The sequence below is a fragment of the Streptomyces sp. NPDC058650 genome, from assembly GCF_042717315.1.
Lineage (GTDB): Bacteria > Actinomycetota > Actinomycetes > Streptomycetales > Streptomycetaceae > Streptomyces.
This window is the reverse complement of the sequence record NZ_JBHXRL010000010.1, coordinates 123,171-146,735: the sequence shown is the minus strand read 5'-3', so window position 1 is coordinate 146,735 and position 23,565 is coordinate 123,171. Positions and strand designations below refer to the sequence as shown.

Annotated in this window: 20 protein-coding genes; 7 read left to right on the top strand and 13 right to left on the bottom strand. The window is 73.2% G+C overall.

The features are described from left to right. Nucleotides 1-62: 62 nt before the first annotated feature. A complete protein-coding gene (locus tag ACFWWU_RS19980) occupies nt 63-869 on the bottom strand; it encodes a caspase domain-containing protein (RefSeq protein ID WP_384147066.1) in 807 nt (268 codons plus the stop codon). A gap of 116 nt (nt 870-985) precedes the next feature. Between ACFWWU_RS19980 and ACFWWU_RS19975 the strand changes: the two genes are divergently transcribed. The 3 genes from ACFWWU_RS19975 to ACFWWU_RS19965 all read left to right on the top strand — a co-directional run bounded on the left by ACFWWU_RS19975 (nt 986) and on the right by ACFWWU_RS19965 (nt 8,681). Continuing rightward, nucleotides 986-1,867, top strand: coding sequence for a DNA/RNA non-specific endonuclease (locus tag ACFWWU_RS19975; RefSeq protein WP_384147064.1), 882 nt, complete (start codon nt 986-988; stop codon nt 1,865-1,867). 118 nt (nt 1,868-1,985) lie between these two features. Then, a complete protein-coding gene (locus ACFWWU_RS19970; protein WP_384147062.1) occupies nt 1,986-7,550 on the top strand; it encodes a trypsin-like peptidase domain-containing protein in 5,565 nt (1,854 codons plus the stop codon). 15 nt (nt 7,551-7,565) lie between these two features. After that, nucleotides 7,566-8,681 (top strand): trypsin-like serine peptidase, encoded by a 1,116-nt coding sequence (locus tag ACFWWU_RS19965; protein WP_384147060.1) that lies wholly within the window; start codon nt 7,566-7,568, stop codon nt 8,679-8,681. 52 nt (nt 8,682-8,733) lie between these two features. Here ACFWWU_RS19965 and ACFWWU_RS19960 read toward each other — a convergent pair whose 3' ends face one another. From ACFWWU_RS19960 to ACFWWU_RS19950, 3 genes are all read right to left on the bottom strand, one after another. Further along, complete coding sequence (locus tag ACFWWU_RS19960) at nt 8,734-9,417, bottom strand: 1,4-alpha-glucan branching protein (RefSeq protein WP_384147058.1); 684 nt, start codon at nt 9,415-9,417, stop codon at nt 8,734-8,736. Between the two features lie 151 nt (nt 9,418-9,568). Next, nucleotides 9,569-9,997 carry a nucleoside deaminase gene (locus tag ACFWWU_RS19955; RefSeq protein WP_384147056.1) on the bottom strand — a complete coding sequence of 143 codons (429 nt, stop codon included), beginning with the start codon at nt 9,995-9,997 and terminating at the stop codon, nt 9,569-9,571. A 103-nt stretch (nt 9,998-10,100) separates the two neighbouring features. Continuing rightward, on the bottom strand, nt 10,101-10,949 hold the full coding sequence (locus ACFWWU_RS19950; RefSeq protein WP_384147054.1) for an LLM class flavin-dependent oxidoreductase: 849 nt from the start codon (nt 10,947-10,949) through the stop codon (nt 10,101-10,103). 94 nt (nt 10,950-11,043) lie between these two features. Between ACFWWU_RS19950 and ACFWWU_RS19945 the strand changes: the two genes are divergently transcribed. Further along, on the top strand, nt 11,044-11,514 hold the full coding sequence (locus ACFWWU_RS19945; protein WP_384147052.1) for an Lrp/AsnC family transcriptional regulator: 471 nt from the start codon (nt 11,044-11,046) through the stop codon (nt 11,512-11,514). Between the two features lie 186 nt (nt 11,515-11,700). Further along, entirely contained in the window at nt 11,701-12,606 is a 906-nt protein-coding gene (locus ACFWWU_RS19940) for a hypothetical protein (RefSeq protein WP_384147050.1), read from the top strand. A gap of 194 nt (nt 12,607-12,800) precedes the next feature. On the opposite strand, the gene ACFWWU_RS19935 is transcribed toward ACFWWU_RS19940, so the two are convergent. The 9 genes from ACFWWU_RS19935 to ACFWWU_RS19895 form a co-directional block, all read right to left on the bottom strand. Further along, on the bottom strand, nt 12,801-13,964 hold the full coding sequence (locus ACFWWU_RS19935) for an oxygenase MpaB family protein (protein ID WP_384147048.1): 1,164 nt from the start codon (nt 13,962-13,964) through the stop codon (nt 12,801-12,803). A gap of 61 nt (nt 13,965-14,025) precedes the next feature. Beyond that, a complete protein-coding gene (locus ACFWWU_RS19930; RefSeq protein ID WP_384147046.1) occupies nt 14,026-15,078 on the bottom strand; it encodes a polyprenyl synthetase family protein in 1,053 nt (350 codons plus the stop codon). Then, nucleotides 15,068-15,346, bottom strand: coding sequence for a polyprenyl synthetase (locus tag ACFWWU_RS19925; RefSeq protein WP_384147045.1), 279 nt, complete (start codon nt 15,344-15,346; stop codon nt 15,068-15,070). The genes ACFWWU_RS19930 and ACFWWU_RS19925 overlap by 11 nt, the downstream gene beginning before the upstream one ends. A gap of 145 nt (nt 15,347-15,491) precedes the next feature. Continuing rightward, entirely contained in the window at nt 15,492-16,493 is a 1,002-nt protein-coding gene (locus ACFWWU_RS19920) for a pyridoxal-phosphate dependent enzyme (protein WP_384147043.1), read from the bottom strand. Then, on the bottom strand, nt 16,414-17,469 hold the full coding sequence (locus tag ACFWWU_RS19915; protein ID WP_384147041.1) for a GHMP kinase: 1,056 nt from the start codon (nt 17,467-17,469) through the stop codon (nt 16,414-16,416). Before ACFWWU_RS19915 ends, ACFWWU_RS19920 begins: the two co-directional genes overlap by 80 nt. Then, complete coding sequence (locus tag ACFWWU_RS19910) at nt 17,466-18,332, bottom strand: Rossmann-like domain-containing protein (RefSeq protein WP_384147039.1); 867 nt, start codon at nt 18,330-18,332, stop codon at nt 17,466-17,468. The genes ACFWWU_RS19915 and ACFWWU_RS19910 overlap by 4 nt, the downstream gene beginning before the upstream one ends. 11 nt (nt 18,333-18,343) lie before the next feature. Beyond that, nucleotides 18,344-19,141 carry an ABC transporter ATP-binding protein gene (locus ACFWWU_RS19905; protein WP_384147037.1) on the bottom strand — a complete coding sequence of 266 codons (798 nt, stop codon included), beginning with the start codon at nt 19,139-19,141 and terminating at the stop codon, nt 18,344-18,346. Continuing rightward, nucleotides 19,138-20,283 carry a FecCD family ABC transporter permease gene (locus ACFWWU_RS19900; RefSeq protein WP_384147035.1) on the bottom strand — a complete coding sequence of 382 codons (1,146 nt, stop codon included), beginning with the start codon at nt 20,281-20,283 and terminating at the stop codon, nt 19,138-19,140. Before ACFWWU_RS19900 ends, ACFWWU_RS19905 begins: the two co-directional genes overlap by 4 nt. After that, complete coding sequence (locus tag ACFWWU_RS19895) at nt 20,273-21,307, bottom strand: ABC transporter substrate-binding protein (RefSeq protein ID WP_384147033.1); 1,035 nt, start codon at nt 21,305-21,307, stop codon at nt 20,273-20,275. Before ACFWWU_RS19895 ends, ACFWWU_RS19900 begins: the two co-directional genes overlap by 11 nt. Before the next feature lie 163 nt (nt 21,308-21,470). Here ACFWWU_RS19895 and ACFWWU_RS19890 point away from each other — a divergent pair, with 163 nt between their 5' ends. Both ACFWWU_RS19890 and ACFWWU_RS19885 read left to right on the top strand, forming a co-directional pair. Further along, a complete protein-coding gene (locus ACFWWU_RS19890) occupies nt 21,471-22,790 on the top strand; it encodes an MFS transporter (RefSeq protein ID WP_384147031.1) in 1,320 nt (439 codons plus the stop codon). 95 nt (nt 22,791-22,885) lie between these two features. Continuing rightward, nucleotides 22,886-23,542 carry a hypothetical protein gene (locus ACFWWU_RS19885; protein WP_384147029.1) on the top strand — a complete coding sequence of 219 codons (657 nt, stop codon included), beginning with the start codon at nt 22,886-22,888 and terminating at the stop codon, nt 23,540-23,542. The last annotated feature ends 23 nt before the right edge of the window (nt 23,543-23,565 follow it).

Genomic DNA, 23,565 nt, shown 5'->3' with positions numbered 1-23,565 from the left:
TAACGGTCAGACCGTGACGTGACGGACGTGGTGCCCGGACCGTGACGTGACGGCCGTGACGGTCAGACCGTGAAGGGGCGCTGGTCGAGGAAGTCCCGGGCGGGCGTGCCGGTCAGATGGAGGTTCGGGCTCTGGGTCGGGGGCAGTCTGTGCTGGATCGCCCGGTGGAATTCCCGGTACCCACCCCGGAAGGCGCCCCCGTCCCACGCCTGGAGGAGTGCCGCGGTGAAGGCTCCGTTGACGTCGCCGTCGGCCGCGGTCTGGTTGTCCTGGCAGGCCGAGACGAGCAGGGCGTCGGCGTCCGCCCCGTCGGCGGACGCCTCCTCCGCGAGCGACTGCCGCAGCTCGTCCAGGAAGCTCCGGTCGCGTTCGTACAGCTGCCGCTGCTGCGGTTCGGGCAGGTAGCGGCCCCGGTCGCCGTCCGTACCGCCGGGGAGCTCGATGCTGCTGCCGCTGTGGCAGCAGTCGAAGAGGGCGACGATCCGCACGTCGTCGGCGAAGGCGCGGAAGGCCCGCTGCACCTCGTCGTCGAGGAACTGGCGGTCGTAGAGGACGAGGGTCTCGTCGAGGGCGTCCGGCTCGTCGTCCGTGCCGGACTCGTCGGGGACCTGTCCGCCGTGGCCCGAATAGGTGAAGAGCAGGATGTCGCCGGGGGCGAGCCGGGCGGCGGCCTCGCCGAGGACGGAGGTGATGTTGGCGACGGTGCCCTCCGGGGTGAGCAGGACGGTGGGCTCGAATCCCGCGGTGCGGGCAATCCGGGCCATGTCGTGGGCGTCGTTCTCGCAGGCGACCAGGGTCCCCGCCCAGCCTTCGTAACGGGCGGGGTCGACCTCGTTCAGTCCGACGTGCAGGGAGAGTCCGGTGGCCATGGGGTGCCTCCTCGTACGAAGGGGAGGGGATGCGAGGGCGGCTGCCGGAAGCGGCTGATCGAGTGGCCTGCGGTACGGCGCCGAGCGCGACCCTCTCCACGCGGTACTTACATCGTATGAACCCATCCGATCCCCCGCCCTCCGCAGCCGGCCCTCGCGGCGACGCGCTCGCCGACCGCGCCGGCTACGACGAGGCCTTCCTCGGACCCGTCGTACCGCTGCCGTTCCCGGTCCGCGACACGATCGAGACGGTGGTCCTGCCGTACACGCACTTCACGGTCGTCTTCCGGCCCGACCGCCGGCTGGCCGCCTCGACGGCCGTGTGCATCGAGGGGCGGGAGCTCCAGGAGGACGTACCCCGGGACGACGTCTGGGAGTTCGACCCCCGGCTGCCCGAGGAGCAGCAGGCCGGCGACGCGGTCTACCGGAACAACAGTCTCGACCGGGGCCATCTGGTGCGCCGCCTCGACCCGGTGTGGGGGCCTCCGGCCGTGGCGGCACGGGCGAATACCGACACCTTCCACTTCACCAACGCCGCGCCGCAGGCCGACGTCTTCAACCAGGGCAAGCAGCTCTGGCAGGGCCTGGAGAACTACCTCCTCGACCACGCCGCCGACTTCGACCGGAAGCTGACCGTCCTCACCGGTCCCGTGCTCCAGGACTCCGACCCGCCCTACCGGGGGATCCAGGTGCCGCTGCGGTTCTGGAAGGTCGCCGCGTTCCTCCAGGACGGGGCGCTCGCCGCCGCCGCGTACGTCCTCGACCAGAGCCCCGACATGAGCCGGGACGCCGAGCGGGCGCTCGCGGGGGCGACGGCGGGGGCGCCGCCGCCCCTCGGACCGTTCCGCACGTACCAGGTGCCGGTCTCGGACATCGCGGAGATCACCGAGCTGGAGTTCGGGCCGCTGCCGGACGTGGACGTCCTGCCGGCGGCGCGCGGGCCGGAGGAGCGCTGGCGGCGGCTCGAGTCGTACGGGGACATCGTGCTGCACTCCTGATCACCGGCCCCTCGCGCCGCCGGGCCGCCCCAGCGCCCCCTTTGGACCAGCGATTGCGACGGGTACGGCCCGGTGAAACGATGAGAAGGACCCAGCCAGTTCGCCGGACAGGTGCGGTATGCCGCTCACCGAGACGGAGTGGGGGCTCGTCGCCAGTTGGGTACGGGCCCATCTCCTGGACACGCCAGAGCCACGGGAGAGCATGCTGCGCGCGGGGCTGCCCGCCGATTTCGTCCAGGACCTGCCGCTCACCCCGGACCCCGACCGGAACGCCCTGCTCGTGGTCGGGGCCGCCCGCAAGGACATCGCCCACCAGCGCCGGCTGCTCGCGGTCCTCGCCGGGCTCGACGCACTGGCCGCGATCGACGATCCGCACTCCTTCGAGCAGGGCGCGGAGGCCCGGAACCTGCTCACCCGGCTCCGGGAGGACGAGCGGCTCGACCGCTCGCCGCGGGACCCGTTCCGGAGCCAGCTCCTGAAGCGCGGCACGGTGGCGTTCCTCGACCGGTCCGAGCTGCGCGAGAAGCTCCGGGGCTTCCTCGCGGACCCGGAGCAGACGGTCCTGGTCGTCGACGGCCCCCCGGACAGCGGCCGCTCCTATACGTACGAGCTCATCCGCCACCTCGGACAGCACTGCGGCTTCCGGCCGGTACGGGTCGCCCTGTCCCGCACGTCGACGGCGGCGCGGCTCATGGAGCGCCTCGCCGCCTTCGTCGCGGGGCCCGGCGTCGGCGCCGCCTCCGACGCCCACGAAGGCTCGTTGAATCCGACACGGTTGAACGATCCACTGCCCTCCTTCGAGGACGCCGCGCACCGGATCATCGGCCGGGCGACCGCCGCCCAGGAGAGCTACTGGATCGTCCTCGACGACTGCGATCGGCTCGACCCCAACTCGGACGTGTGGGACTGCATCGGCGTCCTCGCCCGGGCGGTCTACGAACACACCCCGGTACGGCAGGAGACCGCGCCCCGCCTCGTCCTCCTCGGCTATTCGACGACGATGCGTCAACTCCCTTACGAGATACGAAAAAACGAGTGTCGCGACACCACTCGCCTGCTGGACGAGGACGATCTCCGCGCGTTCTTCCGGGAGTTCTTCGGCGAGTTCGTCACCGTGCTGCCGGACACCCCGCACGAACCGGCCGAGGAAGTGGTCCGCGACCTCACCGAGACGGCCGTATCCGAGGTCCTGTGCGCCGCCGACCGCCCCGGGGCGGAGGACAGTTACATGCGGCGGGTGTGCACGGCCGTGGAGGACGTCGTACGGCTCCACCGGGTGTTCCCGCCGCTGCCTCCCGCACCCGGGGACGCCGGCCACCTGTTGCGCGACGCCCTGCGCACGAGCCTGGCGGCACCCGCGCCCGCCCTGCCCGACCTGCGCAAGACCTACCGCGAAGCGGCCTGCCTCCTCCAGGAGTTCGACCCGGCGCTGCTACGGCTCCCCGGCGAGGAGCGGTCCACCGGCCGGGCGGTCCTGGAGCTGGTCGACGACTGCACGGCCCTGCCCTCCCCCGGTGCCCCGGTCTGGACGCTCATGCCCGAGATCCGCGAGACGGCCCTCGTGGGCCTCGCGGGACCCGACGCCGCGCTGCGCGCCCTGCTGACGAACATCGGCCTGCGCCCCGAGGGCCCCGGACCCGAACGCACCGCCCTCGCCCTGCTCGCGGGCGCGGGCGCCGTCGACGGCATCGGCCGCCTCACCGGCGGAGCGGACGCCGACGCGCTCTGCGACACCCTCCAAGCCGTCCTCTGGCTCCGCCGCGTCCCCGGCATCACCGGACTGCCTCCCGTCGACGACGTCCAGCACCGGCTGGAGGAGGCGCGGCTGCTCCAGCCGATGCACCGCCTCCTCCAGGGGACCTTCCACGGCCGCGCCGCCGAACTCGACTCCCTGCACGCCTATCTCGCACTCCCCGAGGAGCCGGCGGAGCCCCCCGTCCTCATCCACGGCGTGGGCGGCATCGGCAAGAGCATGCTGCTCGCCCGGTTCCTCGTCGACGCGCTGGCCGCCGCCCCCGCCCGATTCCCCTTCGCCTACCTCGACTTCGAGCGGCCGACGCTCTCCATCCACGAACCCGCCACCGTGATCGCGGAGATGGCACGCCAGCTGGGCATCCAGCACCCGGGCCACCGCGCCGCCTTCGACGCCCTCGCGGACGAGTGCGAGCTGACGGCGGCGGGACAGCGCGGCGAACGCAACGAACTCGACGAGCTCTACCAGCTCTCCACCACGCGGGCGACGATCGGCCGTGACTACTCGGCGGACTTCCACGCCCGGGCCAGCGCCCGCGAGCAGGAGCTCGCCCGCAGGATGGCGGCCCTGGTCGCCGAGGCCGTACGGCCTCCGGCGGGGGGTCCGGTCCCGACGGGCGGTGCAGTCTCGGCGGGCGGCTCGGTCTCGGCGGGCGGTTCGGCCCCGCCCCTCCTGATCGTCATGGACTCCTTCGAGGAGGCCCAGTACCGGGGTTCGCCGGTGATCAGCCGCATGTGGGCGATCTGGACGGCGCTGCGCGCCGCGTACTCGCGCCTGCGCTTCGTCGTCGCCGGACGCGCGCCCGTCGACCACCCGGCGCGCGTCCTCACCCCTCGGACGATGGAGCTCACCGAGCTGGACCAGCAGGCCTCCGTCGACCTGCTGATGTCGTCCGGGGTGGACGACGAGACGGTCGCCGAGAGGCTCGTCGACCGGATCGGCGGCCATCCGCTGAGCCTCAAGCTGGCCGCCCGTACGGCGGTCGCCCTCGGCGCCGACTCCGCCTCCCTCGGCGAGCTGCTGCGCGGACTTCCGTACCGGCGGCGCTACTTCGACAGCCAGGTCGACCAGATGCTCATCCAGGGCACGCTGTACGACCGCCTCCTCAAGCACATCGCGGAGGACGACGTCCGGGCCCTGGTCCAGGCCGGCCTCGCGCTCCGCTTCATCACCCCCGACCTCGTACGGCACGTCCTGGCCGGACCGGCCGGGCTCCGGGTCGACACCCCCGCGGAGGCCCGGCGTCTCTACGGGCTGCTCACCTCCCGGGTGGACCTGATGGAGTCGGCCGGCCCGGGGGCCATCAGACACCGGACCGATCTGCGCGCCATCATGCTCCGCCTGTCGGACCGCGCGCGGACCGATCTGATGCGGGCCGTCGACCGGAGCGCCGTCGCGTACTACGCGGCCCGCGAAGAGCCGCGGGACCGCGCCGAGGAGATCTACCACCGACTCCGGCTCGGCGAGAACCCCCGTACGGTGGAGGCACGTTGGGAGCCGGGCGTCGCCACGTACCTGGGTGGCGCGACCCACCGCGAGATGCCGGACCGGTCGGCCGCCTTCCTCCTGGGCCTGATCGGCGGCCACGTCCCCGACCAGATCATGACCGGCGCCGACCAGGAGGACTGGGAGCGGATCGCCGCGCGCGAGGTCGAGGACCTGCTCACCCAGGGTTACGTGGAGGCCGCGGCACAGCGGCTGTCCGAGCGGCGGCCGTGGACACCGTGCAGCAGGCTCCACGCGCTGCTCGCGGAGACCCTCGCCCGCTCGGGGCGGAGCGCGGAGGCCCGCGACGGCGCCGAGCGCGCCGTGGGCGGGGCGGCGGAGGCGGGCTGCGCGGAGACCCAGCTCGAACTGCTCCAGCTGTCCGCGCGGCTCGCGCAGGACGCGGGCGACTTCGCCGACGCGGACCGGGACCTCCAGGAGGCCGAGGAGATCGCCGGCGGTCTCGGCCTGCGGTACGAGTCCCTGGGCGTCCTCGTCGCGCGGTCCCGGCTCGCGGCGCTGGCGGACGGCGACGCCGCTCCGGCGGAGGCGCGGCTCGCCCGGACCCTGCGCGGGATGCCCGACGCGGAGCTGGCCCGGCAGCCGTCCCTCGCCCGTACGGCGGCCGCCACGGCCTGCCGGGCGGACCCCCAGCTCCTGGAGCACACGCTGCGCCTCGTGGGGCTCCCGGCGGACGAGGACGCGGTCGTGGACGAGCTCGCCCACTGGATCGACACGACGATGACCGACGAGCCCCGGCTGCGCGAGCCGCTGGCCCGCATCCTGGACACGGCGGCGGGCGAGCCCCCGCGCGCGGAGCCGGGGACCGGGGGGACGGCCGCGCTCCGCATGGGCCGCGAGCGGATCGAGCGGGCGCTGCGCGAGGCACGGCGGCGCGGCACGCTGGACAGCGTCGCGCGCCAGGCGCTCACGCTCCGCGACGGCAGCGGGGACCTGCTCCTCGGCGTCGCCTCCGCCATGGACGCGGGCCCGGCCGCGCACGGCTCCACCCCGTACGAACCCGTCCCGTACGGACCCGGCGCGTACGAACCCTTCCCGGTCGAACCCGGCGCGTACGACCCTGCCCCGCACGCCCCCACGGCTCCCGGCCCGCACTCCCCTCCCTCGCCGTCCCCTCACCTGCCCCCGCCCCCAGCCCCGCCCGGCCACGCACTCCCCGACTCCGCGACGGGCTCGTGGGCGACTCCCCACATGGCCGCGCGCCCCCGGCGCGGGAGCGTCGGTCTGTGGACGCAGCCGCCGCCCGACGCCGCCGGGGCCGCGCTCCGCAAGGAGCCCTTCCTGCCCCAGGAGGAACTCGTCCGGGTCCGCAACGCCGCCATGGAGGCAGGACTCGCCGACCACCTACTGCGCCCCGCCCTCCTCAAGGGCATCCCGGCGCACTTCACTGCCACCCTCCAACGGCTGACCGGCCCCCTGCAACAGGTCCACGCCGACCTGAACGCGATGAACCAGGTCGAGCGCCTCATCGACGGCCTGGTGCCCCTGGAGATCTGGCTGCACAACGCCATCGAGCAGACCCACGATCAGGGCCCGCGCGCCGTCCTGCAGGGCGCGCTCGACACCGTGGCCCGGGAGATCACCGGCGAGGCGGTCCTGCCGGCGGACATGATGCCCGGGGAGTTCAAGGAGGAGATCGTCCTCCAGGACGACACCGTGCCGTACGAGTTCCTCCACGGCGGCATCCGGGCCGGCGCCTCCGTCGCCCTGCTGAGGATCCCGCCGTACGAGTCGGGGGCCCCGCTCCTCCCGTCGTACCCGCACGGCGGCACGGGGTGGATGGTCGCGCCCGGGCTGCTGATCACCAACCACCATGTGGTGATGGCGCGTTCGTGGGAGTCGGGCGTCCGGCCTTTCGTGAGCGACGAGGATCTGCGGCTCCAGGCGCTGATGTCCCGCTCCCGCTTCGACTTCGTCGAGAACGCGACGGCCTCGCCCGAGGTGACCGCCGGCGAACTCGTCGCCTGGAACGAGGCGCTGGACTACGCCATCGTGCGGCTCACCGCCGAGCAGGCGCCGCGGCCGACGCTGAAGGTCGCCACCCGGCCGCTGCTCGTCAGGGAGCGCCAGCGGGTACCGGTCAACATCATCCAGCACCCGGGTGGTCTGCCGAAGCGGGTCGCCCTGCGCAACAACCTGGTCTACCGGGCGGACGAGCGGGACATCCTGTACTTCACCGACACGCGCGGCGGCTCCTCCGGCTCGCCCGTGTGCCTCGACGACTGGACGGTGGTGGGCCTGCACCGCGGCACGCAGAAGGTGGACGAGGTCGAATTCCAGGGCGGGAAGACGAAGTTCGTGAACGTCGGCACCCAGATGAGCAGCATCATGGCCCATCTTCGGGAGGCCCGGCCGGAGTTGTACGACGAGATCGTGGCCGGCCAGTCGGGCCGGCCCGCCCCTGGGGGACGGACGCACGGGTAGCCGAGGTGAGTGACCATGCCGAACGGATCACGCAGCGGATCACGCAGCGGAGCGGGTACCGGATCGCCCGTCGCGACCGGCGTCGAGCAGGTCTTCGGGGACCTGCGGGAGGTCGCCGCCCGGGTCCGGGCGGATCTGGAGGCGGAGATCGCCGAGTCGTCGCTCGAACTGCCCGCCGACGTGGCGCCCGCGGTCGAGATCTCCCGCTTCGCCCGCGAGGAGCGGGCACGGGTCCTGGAAGCCGGGGTCAGCGGGCTGGAGAAGCTGGCGGCGCACCGCGAGGACGAGATCGACGAGGACGAGTCCTTCGGCGTGGAGGCGATCGTCCTCCTCCAGGGCCGACCCGCGATCCTGGTCCAGCGCCAGGACTTCGCGTCGCAGCGGGACGAGTGGGCGGTCCTCGACGGCCAACGGGCCGCCATCAGGGAGTCCTTGGCCCGGGTCGGGCGGGTCGAGGTCACCGGCCATCCCAGCCTGGACTGGATCGGCACGGCCTTTCTCGTCGGCCCGCGCACGGTGATGACGAATCGTCATGTCGCGGCGGAGTTCAGCCGATTCGAAGCGGACCGCGACAGCTGGACCTTCGCGTTCGGCATGTCGGCGCGGGTGGACCCGGCCGAGGAGCTTCCCGTCGACGGCGCCGGTGACCCTGCCGCGGCTGCGTCCTCCGCCCCGTACGAGATCACGGAGATCATCGGCGTCCACCCGGACGTCGACATGGCCCTGCTGCGGATCGAGCCCGCGGCCTCCGACGGGCTGCCGACCCCGCTCGCGGTCGCCGCGGACGCCCCCGCGAGCGTCCCGGGCCGCCCGGTGTACGTGGTCGGCTACCCGGCCTGGGACGGCCGGCGCAACGAGCCCGAGTCGATGCGCCGGATCTTCATGGACGTGTACAACGTGAAACGGCTCCAGCCGGGCGCGGCCACCGAGTTCACCCCCGGCAGCCTGGTGATGAAGCACGACTGCTCGACGCTGGGCGGCAACAGCGGCTCCCCGGTCTTCGACCTCACCGACCACCGCGTCCTCGGCCTGCACTTCGGCGGCCGCTACCGCAGCGGGAACCTCGCGGTCCCGCTGTGGGAGCTGGTCGACGACCCCCTGCTCGCCCGGGCGGACGTCAACTGGGTCTAGGGAGTGCCTTGTCGATCGGGCCGGGCGCGTGGCGTGATCGGCGAGACACCCGTTAGAGCACGCCCTCCATCACGGCGAACGCACCCCTGGCGACGGTCCCGTCCGGCCGAGTCCACTCGGCGGTGACGCCACCGAGCCCGGAAACACCGTCCGAGCCGCCCGAGCCGTCCGAGCGCAGCACGCGCCGTACACGCAGGGCCAGTCGGCCGGTCTCGTCGCCGGGCGTCCGTACCACCACCTCGGTGTGGTCGGCGCCTTCCGTGACCCGTACGAGTTCCACGTCGCCGCCCGTTCCCTCCGCGCCGCCCCCGGCGAAGGAGGCGGAGACGGTGAGGTCGGGCGTGTCGTTCACGGACTGGTCCTGCGCCACCGCGCGACCCCGCAGCAGGGCGTACAACTGCCCGACGAGAACGGGGTCGTGGGCTCCGTCGTAGATCCAGCGGGTCCCCAGGACACCGTGCTCGGACGTGCCGATGAGGGCGTGGGCGGCGCCCTCCAGCGGTGCCCCGCGGTAGGTCATGGGCACCAGGTAGGCGGCAGCCCCCTCCTCCGCCCCGTCGGTCACCACCATGAACTCGATCCCCACCTCGCCGGACGGGTCGTCGAGCCGGAACCCTCCGGCCCTGGCCGGGCTCGGCCCGCCCTCCCGACCGGCGTACCAGTCACGGGTGGGCAGCCACGAGGCGAGCAGCTCCATCTTGGTGGGCTGCATCGTGGTGTGGTGGATGACGGCCATCGTGCGACTCTTCCCCTCGACCGGGCGAACTCACGGACCAACGGAACCTAACAGACGGTTGCCGGGTCGCCGTGCGGGGCCACTCGGCCGGACCTAGCCTGGGAGATGGAGTGTCGTCCCCGGCTGCCAGGAGGCCTGACGGCCCGGGCGGTCAGCGGTAGTACCCCTCCACGACGGCCCGTACCTCGTCGAGCAGCGCGGGGCCGTCCTGCGGTACGGGCGGCTTGCCGCTGCCCGGCCTGATGTCCAGGAGCTGTTCGCCGGAGAGGGCGAACACCACGCGCCGCAGCCCCGCCAGCCGGATGACGGGCTCGCACATCCCGCAGGGCTCGCAGCTGGTGTACATCGTGGTCTGCGCCGCCGTGGCCGCGTCCAGCTCCCTCGCGGCCCAGCGCGCCAGCTTCAGTTCCGGGTGCGCGGTGATGTCGTGGTCGGTGAGGGTCGTGTTGTACTCCTCCGCCAGCACCGTCCCGTCCGGTGCCGCGAGCAGCGAGCCGAAGGGCGGGTCGCCGCCGTCCTTCGCCTTGGCCGCGAGCGCGATGGCCCGGCGGAGGAGGGTGTGGTCGTCGTGAGTGATCATGCGAGGGCTCCGTTCAGTAGGGGGACAGCGGTCAGTCGAGGGCGGGGGTCCGTCGTGGGGCCGGGGGTCAGTCGTGGGCCGGGAGTCAGTCGTGGGACAGGGGTCAGTCGTGGGACAGGTTCAGGGCCCCGGCCACGGCGGTGAGTGCCTGCCAGGCCTTTTCCGGGTGGTGCGTCTCGCTCGGGTTCCCCGCGTACGGGTCGAGGACGACGGACTCGGCACCCAGCTGCCGCAGTCGGTCGAGGTCGTCGAGGATCTGGTCGATCGTGCCGTGTCCCGCGAGCCGGTCCTCGCCGGTCACCGGCGCCGCGGTGACCTGGAGGGCGATCCGCGGAGCCAGCCCCGGCACGGGGAGCCCCAGTTCGTCCGCGGCGGCCTTCAGCCGGTCGGCGCCCTCACGCAGCCACGGCAGGGTGGGGCGCAGCGGGTGCCAGGCGTCCCCGAGCCGTACGGCACGCCGCATCCCCGCGTCGCTGTTGCCGCCGACCCACACCGGAATCCTCCTCTCCCCGTAGTCCGCGGTGTTCGCCCACGCCTCCCGGACGCCCCGCAGGTGCTCGTCGGTGAGCCGGCCACGGCGCTCGAAGGGGATGCCGAGGGCGGCGAACTCCTGTCGCGCCCAGCCGACGCCCACGCCGAGGACCAGTCGTCCGCCGCTCAGCTGGTCGAGGTTGGCCGCCATCCGGGCGGTGAGCAGTGGGTGCCGGTAGGGCGCGATGAGCACGGTCGTGCCGAGCCGGACGCGGGTGGTGAGGCCGGCCAGCCAGGAGAGGGTGGTGAACGGCTCGTAGAAGGGTGCCGGATAGCGCTCGGCGACGTCGGGTGTGACGGCGATGTGGTCCGAGACCATCAGGAGGTCGAAACCCAGGCCCTCCACGGTCCGGGCCCAGTTCCGCAGGACTCCGGGGTCGGTGCCGGGTCCGAAGTTGAGGATGTTGACTCCGATCTTCACGAGAACGAGGCTAGTCAGGGGGCAGGGTCCCGCAGAAGGGATTCCCGCCTGTTCCGAGGCCCTTCGACCGTGGATCCGCCGGTAATCTGGCCGGATGACCGAGACCATCGACGCGACGGACTGGGCGATCCTGAGGGAAGTCCAGAAGGACGGCCGGATCGCGTACACGGAGTTGGCGCGGCGGGTGAACCTGAGCGCGTCGGCGACGAAGGAGCGGGTGCGGCGCCTGGAGGACGCCGAGGTGATCACGGGGTTCCGGGCGGAGGTGGACCTGGAGCGGACCGGCTATCCGGTGCTCGCGGTGGTCCGGCTGAAGTACCCGGGGACACGGCACGAGCCGTTGCGCCGGCTGCTCGGTGAGCGCCCGGAGTACCTGGAGTGTCTGCGTACCACCGGGGACGACTGCTACGTCCTGAAGGTGGCGGCCACGTCGATGTCCCATCTGGAGGAGCTCGTCGACGCGCTGGCCCGGTTCGGGAGTACGACCACGAACCTCGTCCTCAGCCGGACGCTGCCGTTGCGGGGACCGGCCGAGCCGCGAACGGAGGCGCGCGCGGCGGGCTGAGATCCGGTGGGGGCGTGCGATACCAGCCGTGCGCCCTCAGGGTCCGACCGCGCGCTCCGGCGAACGGGGCAACGGGCACTGGGGGCTTCCCGACCAAGATCAATAGCCTGACGTCCGGCGCGTGACCTCGCGTCTTTCGGACAGAGAAGGCAAGCGACTCCCGTGAAACTTCCGATGTTGCAGCGCATGGCCTGGCTCACCGCGGCGATCGCGCTGCTGACGACGCTCGGCTCCGCCCCGGCAGGCGCCGCCGGAGAATGGCAGAAGGTCGGTGCCGACGCCCGCAGCGGTGTCAGCGGTCTCGCGTACGAGGGCCGCACCGAGGACGGAACCGGAGTGCGCGTCCTGGCCGTGCACGACAACAAGCGGTCCGGCCTGCAGCGGCTTTCCCGGATCACCCACCGGAACGGCTCCGACACCGTCTCCCCGCTCACCTGGGACGGGCCGGAGCCGGTCGACCTGGAAGCCGTCGAGGCCATCCCGGGGATGCCGGGCGAGTACCTGGCGCTCACCAGCCGGGGCATCCTCTTCCGTCTGAAGGTCTCCGGCTCCACGGCGACGGTCGTCGACTACACGCCGCTGCCGGCGATCGGCGAGGGCGACGACTTCGAGAGCTTCGCGCTCGTCGCGCAGAACGGGAAGCTCGCCGCCCTGTGGGCGGACCGGGGCGCGGGACCCGACCGTCCCGCCACCCTGTACGCGGCGCCCCTGACGTTCGCCGCATGGGGGCAGCCGCTGTTCGGCGCGGTGACGAACCGGACCTACCGGTCGACGTACCCGGACGACGCCGGCACGCGGCACATCTCCGACATCGCGGTGACCGCCGCCGGCCGGCTCGTCGTGGGTTCGGCGGCGGACGCCGGTGACGACGGCCCGTTCGACTCCGCGGTGAGCGACGTCGGCCGGGTGACGATCTCGGCGACGGGCCGGGTCCGGGTCACGCTCGCGGCCTCCCCGACGGTGCTCGGGACGTACCCCCAGTACAAGATCGAGGCGGTGGAGTGCCTGCCCGACTCCACGGACACCCTGCTGGGCACGGACGACGAGAACCTCGGCGGCTCCGTGCGGACCGCGTCCCTCTGCGGCGCCTGAGCCTGAGGTGACACGACGGGCTCCGGGGCCCGGTGGGGGCCGCCTCCTTGGAGAACCTGGTCGCGGCGGCCCGCACCGTCCGGGCGGAACTCCCCACCCCCTGACCGCGCCGTAGCGACGGGGAATCCTCGTGCCCCTCGCCCGAGCGACGGGGAATCCTCGTGCCCCCCGCCCGAGCGGCGGGGGCAAGCGCATTACGGGGAGACCGTGGCGGCCGGGGGTGTCCAGCGGCGGGTGCGGGCCGGGGCGGCCGAGAGGCCGTACTCCTTCCTGAGGTGTTCGGGGATGGCGTAGTGCATGACGCGTCCGCGGGTGAGGGAGGACAGTTCGAGGACGGTGGTGAGGTGGCCCAGGCGGTCCAGGGCCCAGGCGCCGAGCGGGGAGCGGTCCTCGATGGTCTCCAGGACGCCGAGGAGGTGGGGGACGGACTTGACGAGGGTGTCCCAGCGGGTGCGGGGGACGTCCAGCCAGTCGGCGCAGGTGTCGCCGACGAGGTAGCGGATGAGTGCGGAGACGACCGGGTCGAAGAGGGTGCCGGGCACGACCTCCTCGTAGAGGTCGATCAGCTGCCGGGTGAGATGGGACCCCTCCGGGGAGGGTCCCATGTAGCGGATCATGTACTGGTCGAGGAAGCGGCGGGCCTCGTCGAGGGTCTCGGGGACGGCGTCCTGGTCGACGCCCAGCATCGCACCGACCACGCGCCAGGCGTAGTAGTAGGCGTCCGCGCCCTCGGAGGTCATGTGGATGCCGAGGCGATGCAGGCTGTCGAGGACGAGCATCGAGAAGAACATCTGCCCGCCGATCATGTCCTCCTGACAGATCGGCACCCCCAACGCCTCGGTGTCCCACAGGTTTTCACGGGTGAGGTGATGGCGGATGGAGGCGTGCAGCAGGCGGACCTTCTGCGCGGCGGGGATGAAGCGACTGCCCGCCTCGAAGGCGTCGGGACGCATCAGGTAGACGGTGAACTGGCCTGTCTCCGCCATGCGCGTGGACGGGTAACTCAGACCGTGTGTCGTCGACAGCAGCTTCGCCACGTGCGGCACGAGGTAGCAGGCGGGCATGGCGGCGAAGGACAGCGCGGTGGAGATGTGCACGTTGTTGTCGATGAAGAACAGCCGGGCCCTCTCCATCTCCCCCCAGTCCACCCAGGCCGGCGGGGCGCTCGTGACCCGGAGGTACTCCCGGGCGACGTCGGGCAGCCCGTCCGGCAGCGGGGCGCCGACGGTGGAGACGTACCGCATCAGGGTGTTGAACGTACCGACCTCGCCGCGCTCGAAGAGCGCGGCGACCGTGGCGTCGGCGAGTTCGTCGCCGGTCTTCCGCAGGGCGTCCGTCGACGCCTCGGTCCGGGTCATGGCAGGGCTCCTTGTTCTCCGTGTCGTCCGTCCGTGCCGTCCGTGTCGTCCGTGTCGTCCGTCAGGAACGGCGGGCCGCCGCCGAGTGCGCCAGGGTGGTGAGCGCGGCGGCGGGCTGCGCGGGCAGGTTCAGCCCGTCCAGGGCGCGGAGGGCCTCCTCGACCCGCGCGGTGATCATGGCCTCGACCCGTTCGGGTGCCCTCAGCCGCCGCATGACCGCGCGTACGGCCTCCAGGGCGTCGGGTTCGTCCGGCCGGCCGAGCAGGTCGCGCAGCCGCCCGCGATCGCCGTCCCCGGCGAGCCGCCAGGTCTCCGCGAGGAGGGCGGTGGGCCGCCGGCCGTGTACGTCGTCGGCACCGGCCTTTCCGGTGACCTCCGGGTCTCCGAACAGGCCGAGCAGATCGTCCCGCAGCTGGAACGCCTCTCCGAGCGGAAGTCCGTACGCGGAGTAGCCCTCGCGCAGCCGCCGCCCTGCCCCGGCCAGGGCGCCGCCGATCAACAGGGGCTGTTCGACCGTGTACTTGGCGGTCTTGTAGCGGATCACCTTCAGTGCCGCCGCCGTGTCCGGGGCGGCGCCGGTGTGCAGGATCTCCAGGCACTCGCCCGCGATCAGGTCCCGGGCCAGGGCCGCCCAGAGCGGGCGGGCCCGGCCGAGGTAGGCGGCCGGCAGCCCGCTGGTGACGAACAGCTGGCCGGCGAGCGACACGAGCAGGTCCCCGACGAGCATGGCCAGCGCCCGGGCACCCGCGGCGGGCCGCGGGTGGTGCTCCACCGCGCCGCGCAGGGCCACGTGCGCGGTGGGCCGACCGTGCCGCAGCGGACTGTCGTCGATCAGGTCGTCGTGCACGATCGCGGCCGCGTGCACGATCTCCATCGAGGCCGCCGCCCGCAGCAGCGGTTCGCTGTCGGGCTGCCCCACCGCGCGCCAGCCCCAGTAACAGAACGCCGCCCGCAGCCGCTTGCCGTCCGCGACCGCCGCCTCCAGCTGCCCGGCCAGCGGGCCCAGCGCGGGATCGACCTCGGACAACAGGTCGGCCTCCTCGGCGACGTACCGCCGGAGTACGTCGTCGACGCGCGCCTTGAACGCGGCGGGATCCCAGCGGTCAGACGTCATCGTCGGCCCGCCGGGCCAGCACGTGCCGGGCGAGAACCTCCAGGTGGGCCGGTGGCGGTGACGCGTACCTGTCGAGCACGAGGCGCCCGCGCGCCGCCAGATCCCGCTCGGCCTCCGCCGCCACCTCGGCGGCGTCCGATCGCCTCAACAGGCCCCGGACGGCCCCGAGTCCCGAACTCAGCGTACTCACCGCCAGGTCCGCGAGCCCCGCCGCCAGCAACACCGCCCGCTCGTCCAGGCCCGCCTGGGATCCCGACTCCCGCGTCATACCGTGCCCCCACCCGCGGCACGCCCAGGACCCCGTGCCCCGGCCGCGCTCTCGCCGCCACTTCTCCCCCAGCGTCCCGCCCGCCCGGGGAACGGCGCAGGTGAACTCACCAACGAGTGATCACCTCGCTGGAGCGTACGAGTGCTCACGCACGCGCGCGGTTCCAGTGCATCCGGGACCACGGCAGGACCAGCTCGCTCCGGTCGGTCACGTCGCGCGGGGCGAGGCCCGCGACAGGCACCGCCTCACGGTGCCGTGCGTAGACGGTGTCGACATAGCGGTGGCCGGTGTCGGCGGCGATGAAGAGGACCGTCCGCCCGGGAGTGCGCTCGCGTTCGTGGCGGGCGGCGAGATAGCCGGCGCCGGTCGAGAGCCCCGCGAAGACCGCGTGCCGGCGCAGCAGGTCGACGCTGCCGGCCAGTGCCGCGTCGAAGGAGATCCAGTGCAGGGTGTCGTACAGCTCGTGCGAGACGTTCCCGAAGGGGATGGAGCTGCCGATGCCGGCGATGATGATCTCGGGATCGGAGACGTGCTCGGCGCCGAACGTGACGCTGCCGTACGGCTGGACGCCGACCAGTTCGACGTCGGCCGGCCCGTCGTCCGGCACGCGCAGGTAGCGGGCCAGGGCACCGGTCGACGCACCCGAGCCGACCCCGCCGACGACGGTGAGCCCGGCCGCTCCGGTCGCCTCCCGGACCCGGTCGGCGATCGCGCGGTAGCCGAGGTAGTGGATGTCATCGTGGTACTGCCGCATCCAGTGGTACTCGGGGTGCTCGGCGAGGATCTCGTGGATCCGCTCGACGCGCCGCTTCTGGTCGAGCTTGAGATCGCTGCACGACTCCATCTGCTCCAACGTCGCTCCGAGGATGGCGAGTTGGGTGCGCAGCGTGTGATCCACCGTGGACGAACCGACGATGTGACAGCGCATGCCGTACCGATGGCAGGCCAGGGCGAGGGCGTAGGCGTAGATGCCGCTGGAGCTGTCCAGGAGGGTGTCTCCGCGCCGTACGACTCCGGTGTCCAGGAGGTGGCGTACCGCCGCCAGGGCGGAGACCACCTTCATCGTCTCAAAACGCAGGCAGACGAGCCGGTCGTCGAGACGTATCAGGTCCGGCCGGCCGATCGACTCCGCGATGTGCTGGTCCATTCCCAGGCTCCTTGGTGGTGGTGACGGTCGTGAAGGTCCGAGTGGCGGGGATGCCGTGGGCGTCCAGGGCACGCAGGCAGCCGCGGACGCGGTGCCGCACCCCCGGCGCGGCCGGGTCGAAGAGCACGCCCGCCACCGCGCCGCTGTGCGCGATCTGCACGCCCGCCGCCCCGACCCGGCGGGCGATGTCGGTCAGGGCGTCGAACTCCGGGTGTCCGAGCACTTGTTGGCCGCGCCGCGCGCTGGCGGTGGCGACCTGCCCGAGCAGTCCGACGTCGCCGGTGGCCACGGCACGGCGCAGCCGCGCGCGCAGCAGCTCGAAGTCCCGTACGTCGCCGGCGTCGAGCTCGTGCGCGGGGAGGGCGAGTGTGTCCACGGGCGCTCCACCGCCCAGCACGCAGCCCACCACGACCAGCGGCGGCAGGGAGGGGCCGAGGGCTTCCAGGACGCGGCCCTCCCGCTGGGCGAAGAGCACGGGACCGCCGTCCAACATCAGCGGATCGCAGGCCAGCTCGGCGCGGACCGCCAGCCGGGCGACGGTCTCGGGCGTCAGGCACAGGCCGTACGAGTCCGCGACCGCGCGTACGGCGGCGATCACGTCGCTGGTCGAGCTGCCCATGCCCAGTCCCACCGGTATGTCGCCGGTGAGGCGCAACTCCCCTCCACAGGGCGGCTGTCCGGCCCGCTCGGCGCACGCGGACACGGCGAGCGCCGCGGCGTGCGCGGCCTTCCTCCGGCCGGCGGGGAGGACGGTGAGCGCCTCGGCCGGCGTGCCGGGGACGCGGACGAACTCGGCTCCGCTGCCGGGGCCGGCCACGGGGAGGGTGACCAGTCCGGCGCACCGGCGCCCGTCGCCGTCGAGGAAGACCCCTTGGAGGATCTCGCCGTGGTGACAGGGCGCGTAACCGGTGCCGGTGCTGATGCCGGTGCGCGTGTCGGCGTCCGTGGAGAGGGCCGGGCGGGCGGCGGGGATCACGCGCCGCCCACCGTCCGGTAGCGGTACAGGACCGTCTCCTCGGCGCTGAACTGGGAGAAGGGGAAGGGCTCCGCGGAGAGCGCGGTGACGCCGGAGCCGAGGAACGCGCGGGCGACGGCGCTGCCGGTCTGCGCGTAGACGACCAGCGGGATGCCGCGGGAGCGGCAGCGGTCGAGGATCGTGTCGAACGAGCCGTTGCTCAGGGTCATTCCGGTGGCGACGACGGCCTGGGCCCGGTCCAGCACCTCGTGCATGTCGGCGGTGACGGGGTCGCCCCACTGCGTGGTCCTGAGGTTGAGGTCGCAGGGCAGCGGTCGGCCGCCGCGCGCGCGGATCGCCGCGACGAGCGGATTGACGACGCCGATGAGACCCACCTCGGCGCCCTCCTCGATGTCCAGCAGGCCGGCGATGGCCGCGTCGCGTGCCTTCGCGCGGACTTCCGGGGTTCCGGTGGGGAGGGTGACCGGCTCGGCTTCGCCCGCCGCGCCGGCCGCCCGGTGCGGTCGGACCTCGGAGAGGTACGCGTCGAGGGCGGCGATCCGCAGCGGACGCGGAGCGTCTCGCAGGAGCACGTCGAGCGGGGCGCCGGAGGAGTCGCGGCAGATCGACGGGTCGATCTCGCCGGCCTCGAAGGCGCAGCCGCCGAACGAACCGCCGAGGCGGACGAGGACGTACTGGTTGAGATAGGTGGTGTCGCCGCCGGCCAGGCGGGTGCCGTGGTGGATCCAGAACACGCTGGTCGCGACGAGCTCGAAGGGAAGCGGGCCGTGCGCACCGGCCAGGACGGCCTCGACGAGGCCGTCGACGGACGTCGCGGCGGAAGGGGTCGGAGTGGTGGAGGAGGTGGGGATCGTCTGGGTCATGGCTTTCCTTTTCACAGGGCGGGTTGGGGTGCACGTGCCGCGCCACCGAGCGGCCCCCGGTACGTCACGTGGGGATGTCCCAAGGCGTCGGCGGTGAGTTCGGCGTCCACCTCGAAGACTTCGGCGAGCCGGTCGGCGGTCAGCACGGCGGGGGGCGGGCCGGAGGCGATCAGCCGGCCGTGGTGCAGGAGCAGCAGCCGGTCGCAGTACCGGGCGGCGAGCGACAGGTCGTGCAGCGCGACCAGGACCGTCCGGCCGGTGCCGGACAGCAGCTCCATGAGTTCCAACTGGTGTTTCACGTCCAGGTGGTTGGTGGGTTCGTCGAGCAGCAGCGCGTACGGCTGCTGGGCGAGCGCGCGGGCGATGTGGGCGCGCTGCCGTTCGCCGCCCGACAGCGCTTTCCAGGAGCGGTCGGCGAGCGCGGTCAGGCCGAGCCGTTCGAGGGCGGCGGCCACCACGGCCCGGTCGGTGGCGTCCGGACCGCGCCAGCGGTCCCGGAACGGGGTCCGCCCCAGGCCCACGACGTCGCCGACCCGCAGGTCGCTGTCCGCGCCCGAGTCCTGTTCGACGAAGGCGACATGGCGGGCGACGCGACGCGCGCTCCAGTGCCGTACGGACTCCCCGTCGTAGCGGACCTCGCCCGCGTCGGGGGCCCGGAGGCCGGCCAGGCAGCGCAGCAGTGACGACTTGCCGGAGCCGTTCGGGCCGAGCAGTCCCACGGTCTCGCCGGGGGCGATGTCCACGCTGACGTCACGGACGACGCGCGTGCCGGCCACCGACCAGCTGAGTGCTTCGGCGGTGATCCTCACAGTTCCCCCTTCCTGCGCAGGACGAGGAGGAAGAGCGGTACGCCGAGGAGAGCGGTGATGACACCCACCGGAACCTCGCGGGGCGCGAAGGCGATTCGCGCCAGCGCGTCCGTCCAGACCAGGAAAACCGCTCCGGCGAGCGCCGCGTAGGGCAGCAGGACCCGGTGCAGCGGCCCGACCAGGAACCGCACCCCGTGCGGGACGATCAGCCCGACGAAGCCGATGGCTCCGACGGTGGCCACCGCCACGGCGGTCAGCACGGCCGTGACCACGAGGAGCACCATCCGGGTGTGCCGTACGCCGATCCCCAGGGAGGCCGCGGTGTCGGTGCCGAAGGAGAGCCCGTCGAGGGCGGTGGAGCAGAACCACGCGACCGCGAGACCCAGCGGGGTGACGATCGCGCAGACCACGACGGTGTTCCAGCGGGCCGGCGCCATCGAGCCCAGCAGCCAGTGGGTGACGGCCCGTGTGGTGTCCGCGTCCGCCGAGGCCATGAGGACGAGCGAGGTCAGGGCGGTGAACAGCTGGCCGACGACCACGCCGGTGAGGACGATGCGGCCGGAGTCGAGCCCGCTGCGCCGTAGCAGCAGCAGGAGCATGGCGAAGGACAGCAGGGCGCCGACGAGCGCGCCCCCGGTGACCCCGAGCGCGCTCGCGCCCAGCCCGGTCAGAGGCAGGACGACGACGATGACGGCTCCCGTCGACGCGCCGGAGGAGACGCCGAGCAGGTAGGGGTCGGCGAGCGCGTTGCGGGTGACGGCCTGGAGCACGGCACCGCAGACGGCGAGGGAGGCGCCGACGAGGGCGGCCATCAGCACGCGCGGCAGACGCAGGTCCCAGACGAGGGAGTCCACGAGCGGGGGCAACGGGTCGACGTCCAGGCCGAGATGGGTGCCGAGGACGCGTCCGAGGCCGGTCCAGCTCACGTCGGCGGTGCCGATGCGCACGGCAGCGGCCACCGAGCCCGCGAGAAGGCCCAGGGCGAGAAGGAAGAGCACCACCCGGGCCGCTGCAGGCCGACGGCCGGCGACGGGCCGGCGGGCGGTGACGGGGCCGCCCCCGTCACCACCCGTCCGCGAGCCGCGGGCCGCCGGCAGCAGGAGATCCGTCGTTCCGCCCCGGCCGACCGGGTCAGCGGGCATACCCGAGGTCCTTCATGCCGTCCGCGAGCAGTCCCAGGGCGTGCACCGAGCGCACGGAGGGGTCCAGCTCGATGCCCGGCACTTCGAGGATCTTGTCGTCGCGGACCGCCGCCAGCTCGGAGATCACCGGGTGTCCGGTCATCGAGGCGCGCTTCTCGGCGGCGCTGTCGCCCGGCCGGCCGCGCTCGGACAGGTCGCCGATCACGATGAAGTCCGGGTCGCGCCGGGCGACTTCCTCCCAGGAGACCTCCGGCCAGTCCTCGTCCACGTCGTCGAAGGCGTTCTTCGCGCCGACGATCCGGCTCATCTCGCTGGGCAGACCGGTCCCGCCCGCCACGTACGGCATGCCGTTGAAGACGGAGTAGAGGTAGACGACGGTCGGCCGGTCCGCGCCCTGGGGGACCTTGGAGGCGTTCGCCCCGGCCTTGGCGACGGTGGCCCGCTGGTCGGCGGCGAGCCGACCGGCCCGCTCCTCGGCTCCGAAGACCTTGCCGAGGTTCTCGTAGTCGGAGAAGAGCAGTTCGAAGGGGGTCTTGCCGGCCGCGTTCTGCTGCGGGCAGTCCACGGCGCTGACGAAGGTGGGGACCTTGAGGGCGTCCAGCTCCTCGCGGGTGCCGGCCCGGTCCTTGGTGAACAGGTCCGCGGACCCGGCGACGACGAAGTCGGGTGTGGCGGCGCGCAGTTGCTCGCCCGTGGCGATCTTCGGTGCGATGACCGGGATCTCGGCGTACGCCGCCGCGTACCGGGCCGGGATCTTCGTCTTGAGGTTGGCCGTTCCCGCCATCCGGTCCTGGAGTCCGAGTGCGAGCAGGGTCTCGGTCGAGGTCTGGTCCAGGGCGACGGCGCGCTTCGGCGTGCCGGCGAAGGACACCTGACGGCCGCAGCTGGTGACGGCGTCCGCGGCGACGGAGGGCCGGTCGGCGGAGTTGGCGCCCGGCGCGGAGCCGTCGCCGCCCGCCGTGGAGCAGCCCACGGTGGCGAGGAGGACGGTCAGGGCGATGCCGAGGCGGGCGGGGTGGCGCATGGGATCTCCGGTCTGCGGGGGGCCTGGACTCAGGCATGGGTGTTGTCGTGCACCGGGCAGGAGTGCCGCGTTCGAAGGGTACTGTAATGGTATTCATTTTCATTAACTACTCCGGGGGTCCGATCCCCCACCCCATCCATCGTCCCCAAGGAGCACTCACACCGTGGCGACCACACCCCCGACCACAGCGGCCAAGTCCGATACCCCACACCCGCGTTCGATCCTCCGCGACATCGCGTTCCTGCGCCTGTGGGCGGGCACCACCGCCTCCGGGCTCGCGACCTGGGCCCTGCCCTTCGTCCTCGGACTCGCCGTGCTGCACCGCGACCTCGGCGCCGCAGGCCTCGGCCTGGTCCTCGCCGCGCGCACCGCCGGCTTCCTCGTCGCCGTCGCCGTCGGCGGCGTGCTCGCCGACCGGCACTCCCGCCGCGCGGTCGTGTTCTGGTCGGCCCTCGCCGCCGCGGCCGCCGCGCCCCTCCTCGCCGCCGGACTCGGCGGCTCGCTCGCGCTGATGACGGCAGCCGCCGCCCTCGCGGGCGCCGGACAGGGCGCCTGCCGCCCGGCGTTCCAGGCGCTCACCGCCGAGACCGTCGACCCCGAGCGCCGCCAACAGGCCAACGCCGCCATGACCATGGCCGTACGCGGTTCCACCCTCGCCGGCCCCACCCTGACCGCGCTGCTCGCGGCCTTCCTCGATGTCCGGACGCTGCTGCTCGGCATCGGCCTGCTCTGGCTGGTCGCCGCGCTCGTCCCGGGCAAGGGTGCCGCCACCGCGGCGGACCCGGCCGCCGTACCGGACCCTGCCGCCGTACCGGACCCGACCGCGGAGCCCGCGCCGCGCGCCGGTTTCCGCGCCGAGTTCCTGGAGGGCATACGCGAGGCGCGGCGCCACCCGTGGTTCCTCGCCGGCCTCGCCGGCCTCGTCGCGGTCATCGCCCTCGGCTACTCCGCCACGAGCGTCGCGCTGCCCCTGATCAGCAGGGACCGCTACGGCACCCAGTGGGTGCTGGCCGCGGCCATGACCGCGTACACCGTGGGCGCGCTCGCGGGTGCCCTGGTCATCGCCCGTTGGCGCCCGCGCTCCCAGGGCTGGGCCGCCTTCGCCGGGCTGGCCGCCTACGGCGTCGCGCCGCTGAGCCTGATGCTGCCCGTGCACCCGCTCGTCGTGGTCGCCGCGTACGCCGTCGCCGGAATCGGGATCGAGCTGTTCAATGTGCCCTGGTTCACGGCCACCCAGCGGGAGGTCGCCCCGGACAAGCTGGCCCGCGTCTCCTCGCTGGACTTCCTCGTGTCCTACGGCCTCGCGCCGGTCGGCCTGGCCCTGATCGCCCCGGCGATCGACGCTTTCGGGGTCACGCCTGTACTCGGCGCGTGCGCCGCCGCCTGCTTCCTCGTACCGGCAGCGGCGGCGCTGACACCCACGGCCCGCCACTTCGCCCGCACGGCCCCGGCCCCGGCCCCGGCCCCGGCGAAGACGGCCTGACGGCGGGCGGCGAACGGAGACCGTGTCGGACCCCTCCGATACGGTCTCCGTTCGACGGCTCTCTCGAGTCGGGACGACGACACACGGGGACAAGGATGACTATTCACCGTCCGGGACTGCCCGGGGACCTTCCGAAGGGCGAGGTCCTGTGGGCCCGGTGGGCGCTGCTCGCCTCGATGAGCGCGACCACCGAGGAAGAGGGTCGCCCGAGCGGCCACCGCACCGGTCGCTGGATCGACGACGAGGGCCTCCACCACGACGACGCCGGCTGCACCTGGTGGACCATGTCCCGGATGGGCGAGGGCCGGTTCGTGCTCTACGGCGAGGACGAGGCGAGCGGCGTCAAGTGGCACGAACCGCCGATCGACATGCTGGCGGGCGGCCCGGACTGGCTTCCGTACGACGAACTGCACGACCGGCTCAAGGGCTACGAGCTGGGCTGCGTCTACTGGTACGAGAACGGGTCCTGGGCTCGCGCGCCGTACCCCGACGACCTCGGCGACGACGGCCTGGACTGCGGCATGAGCGACTTCGTCGACCGGGACCGCACGCTGCGCGAACTGTCCGACCACATCGACGGCGCCACCGACGGGCCGAGCGCGGACGCTCTCCTGGCCGAAGCCGAGGCGCATCGGCTGAAGCCGGGTCCGCTGCTGGATCGGCTGCGCCCCACCAACCCGGACGGCGATCCGCTGGACCTTCCGGCCGTCGCCAGGGCACTCACCCTCGCGGGCCTCACCGCCCCTCGGTGAACGACGTCGCGGGCCGAACCCCG

Bases quoted from the DNA above. Each gene is read 5' to 3' on its own strand.
- ACFWWU_RS19980 (WP_384147066.1), bottom strand. From the start codon at position 869: ATGGCCACCGGACTCTCCCTGCACGTCGGACTGAACGAGGTCGACCCC.
- ACFWWU_RS19975 (WP_384147064.1), top strand. From the start codon at position 986: ATGAACCCATCCGATCCCCCGCCCTCCGCAGCCGGCCCTCGCGGCGAC.
- ACFWWU_RS19970 (WP_384147062.1), top strand. From the start codon at position 1,986: ATGCCGCTCACCGAGACGGAGTGGGGGCTCGTCGCCAGTTGGGTACGG.
- ACFWWU_RS19965 (WP_384147060.1), top strand. From the start codon at position 7,566: ATGCCGAACGGATCACGCAGCGGATCACGCAGCGGAGCGGGTACCGGA.
- ACFWWU_RS19960 (WP_384147058.1), bottom strand. From the start codon at position 9,417: ATGGCCGTCATCCACCACACCACGATGCAGCCCACCAAGATGGAGCTG.
- ACFWWU_RS19955 (WP_384147056.1), bottom strand. From the start codon at position 9,997: ATGATCACTCACGACGACCACACCCTCCTCCGCCGGGCCATCGCGCTC.
- ACFWWU_RS19945 (WP_384147052.1), top strand. From the start codon at position 11,044: ATGACCGAGACCATCGACGCGACGGACTGGGCGATCCTGAGGGAAGTC.
- ACFWWU_RS19940 (WP_384147050.1), top strand. From the start codon at position 11,701: ATGGCCTGGCTCACCGCGGCGATCGCGCTGCTGACGACGCTCGGCTCC.
- ACFWWU_RS19935 (WP_384147048.1), bottom strand. From the start codon at position 13,964: ATGACCCGGACCGAGGCGTCGACGGACGCCCTGCGGAAGACCGGCGAC.
- ACFWWU_RS19930 (WP_384147046.1), bottom strand. From the start codon at position 15,078: ATGACGTCTGACCGCTGGGATCCCGCCGCGTTCAAGGCGCGCGTCGAC.
- ACFWWU_RS19925 (WP_384147045.1), bottom strand. From the start codon at position 15,346: ATGACGCGGGAGTCGGGATCCCAGGCGGGCCTGGACGAGCGGGCGGTG.
- ACFWWU_RS19920 (WP_384147043.1), bottom strand. From the start codon at position 16,493: ATGGACCAGCACATCGCGGAGTCGATCGGCCGGCCGGACCTGATACGT.
- ACFWWU_RS19910 (WP_384147039.1), bottom strand. From the start codon at position 18,332: ATGACCCAGACGATCCCCACCTCCTCCACCACTCCGACCCCTTCCGCC.
- ACFWWU_RS19900 (WP_384147035.1), bottom strand. From the start codon at position 20,283: ATGCCCGCTGACCCGGTCGGCCGGGGCGGAACGACGGATCTCCTGCTG.
- ACFWWU_RS19895 (WP_384147033.1), bottom strand. From the start codon at position 21,307: ATGCGCCACCCCGCCCGCCTCGGCATCGCCCTGACCGTCCTCCTCGCC.
- ACFWWU_RS19885 (WP_384147029.1), top strand. From the start codon at position 22,886: ATGACTATTCACCGTCCGGGACTGCCCGGGGACCTTCCGAAGGGCGAG.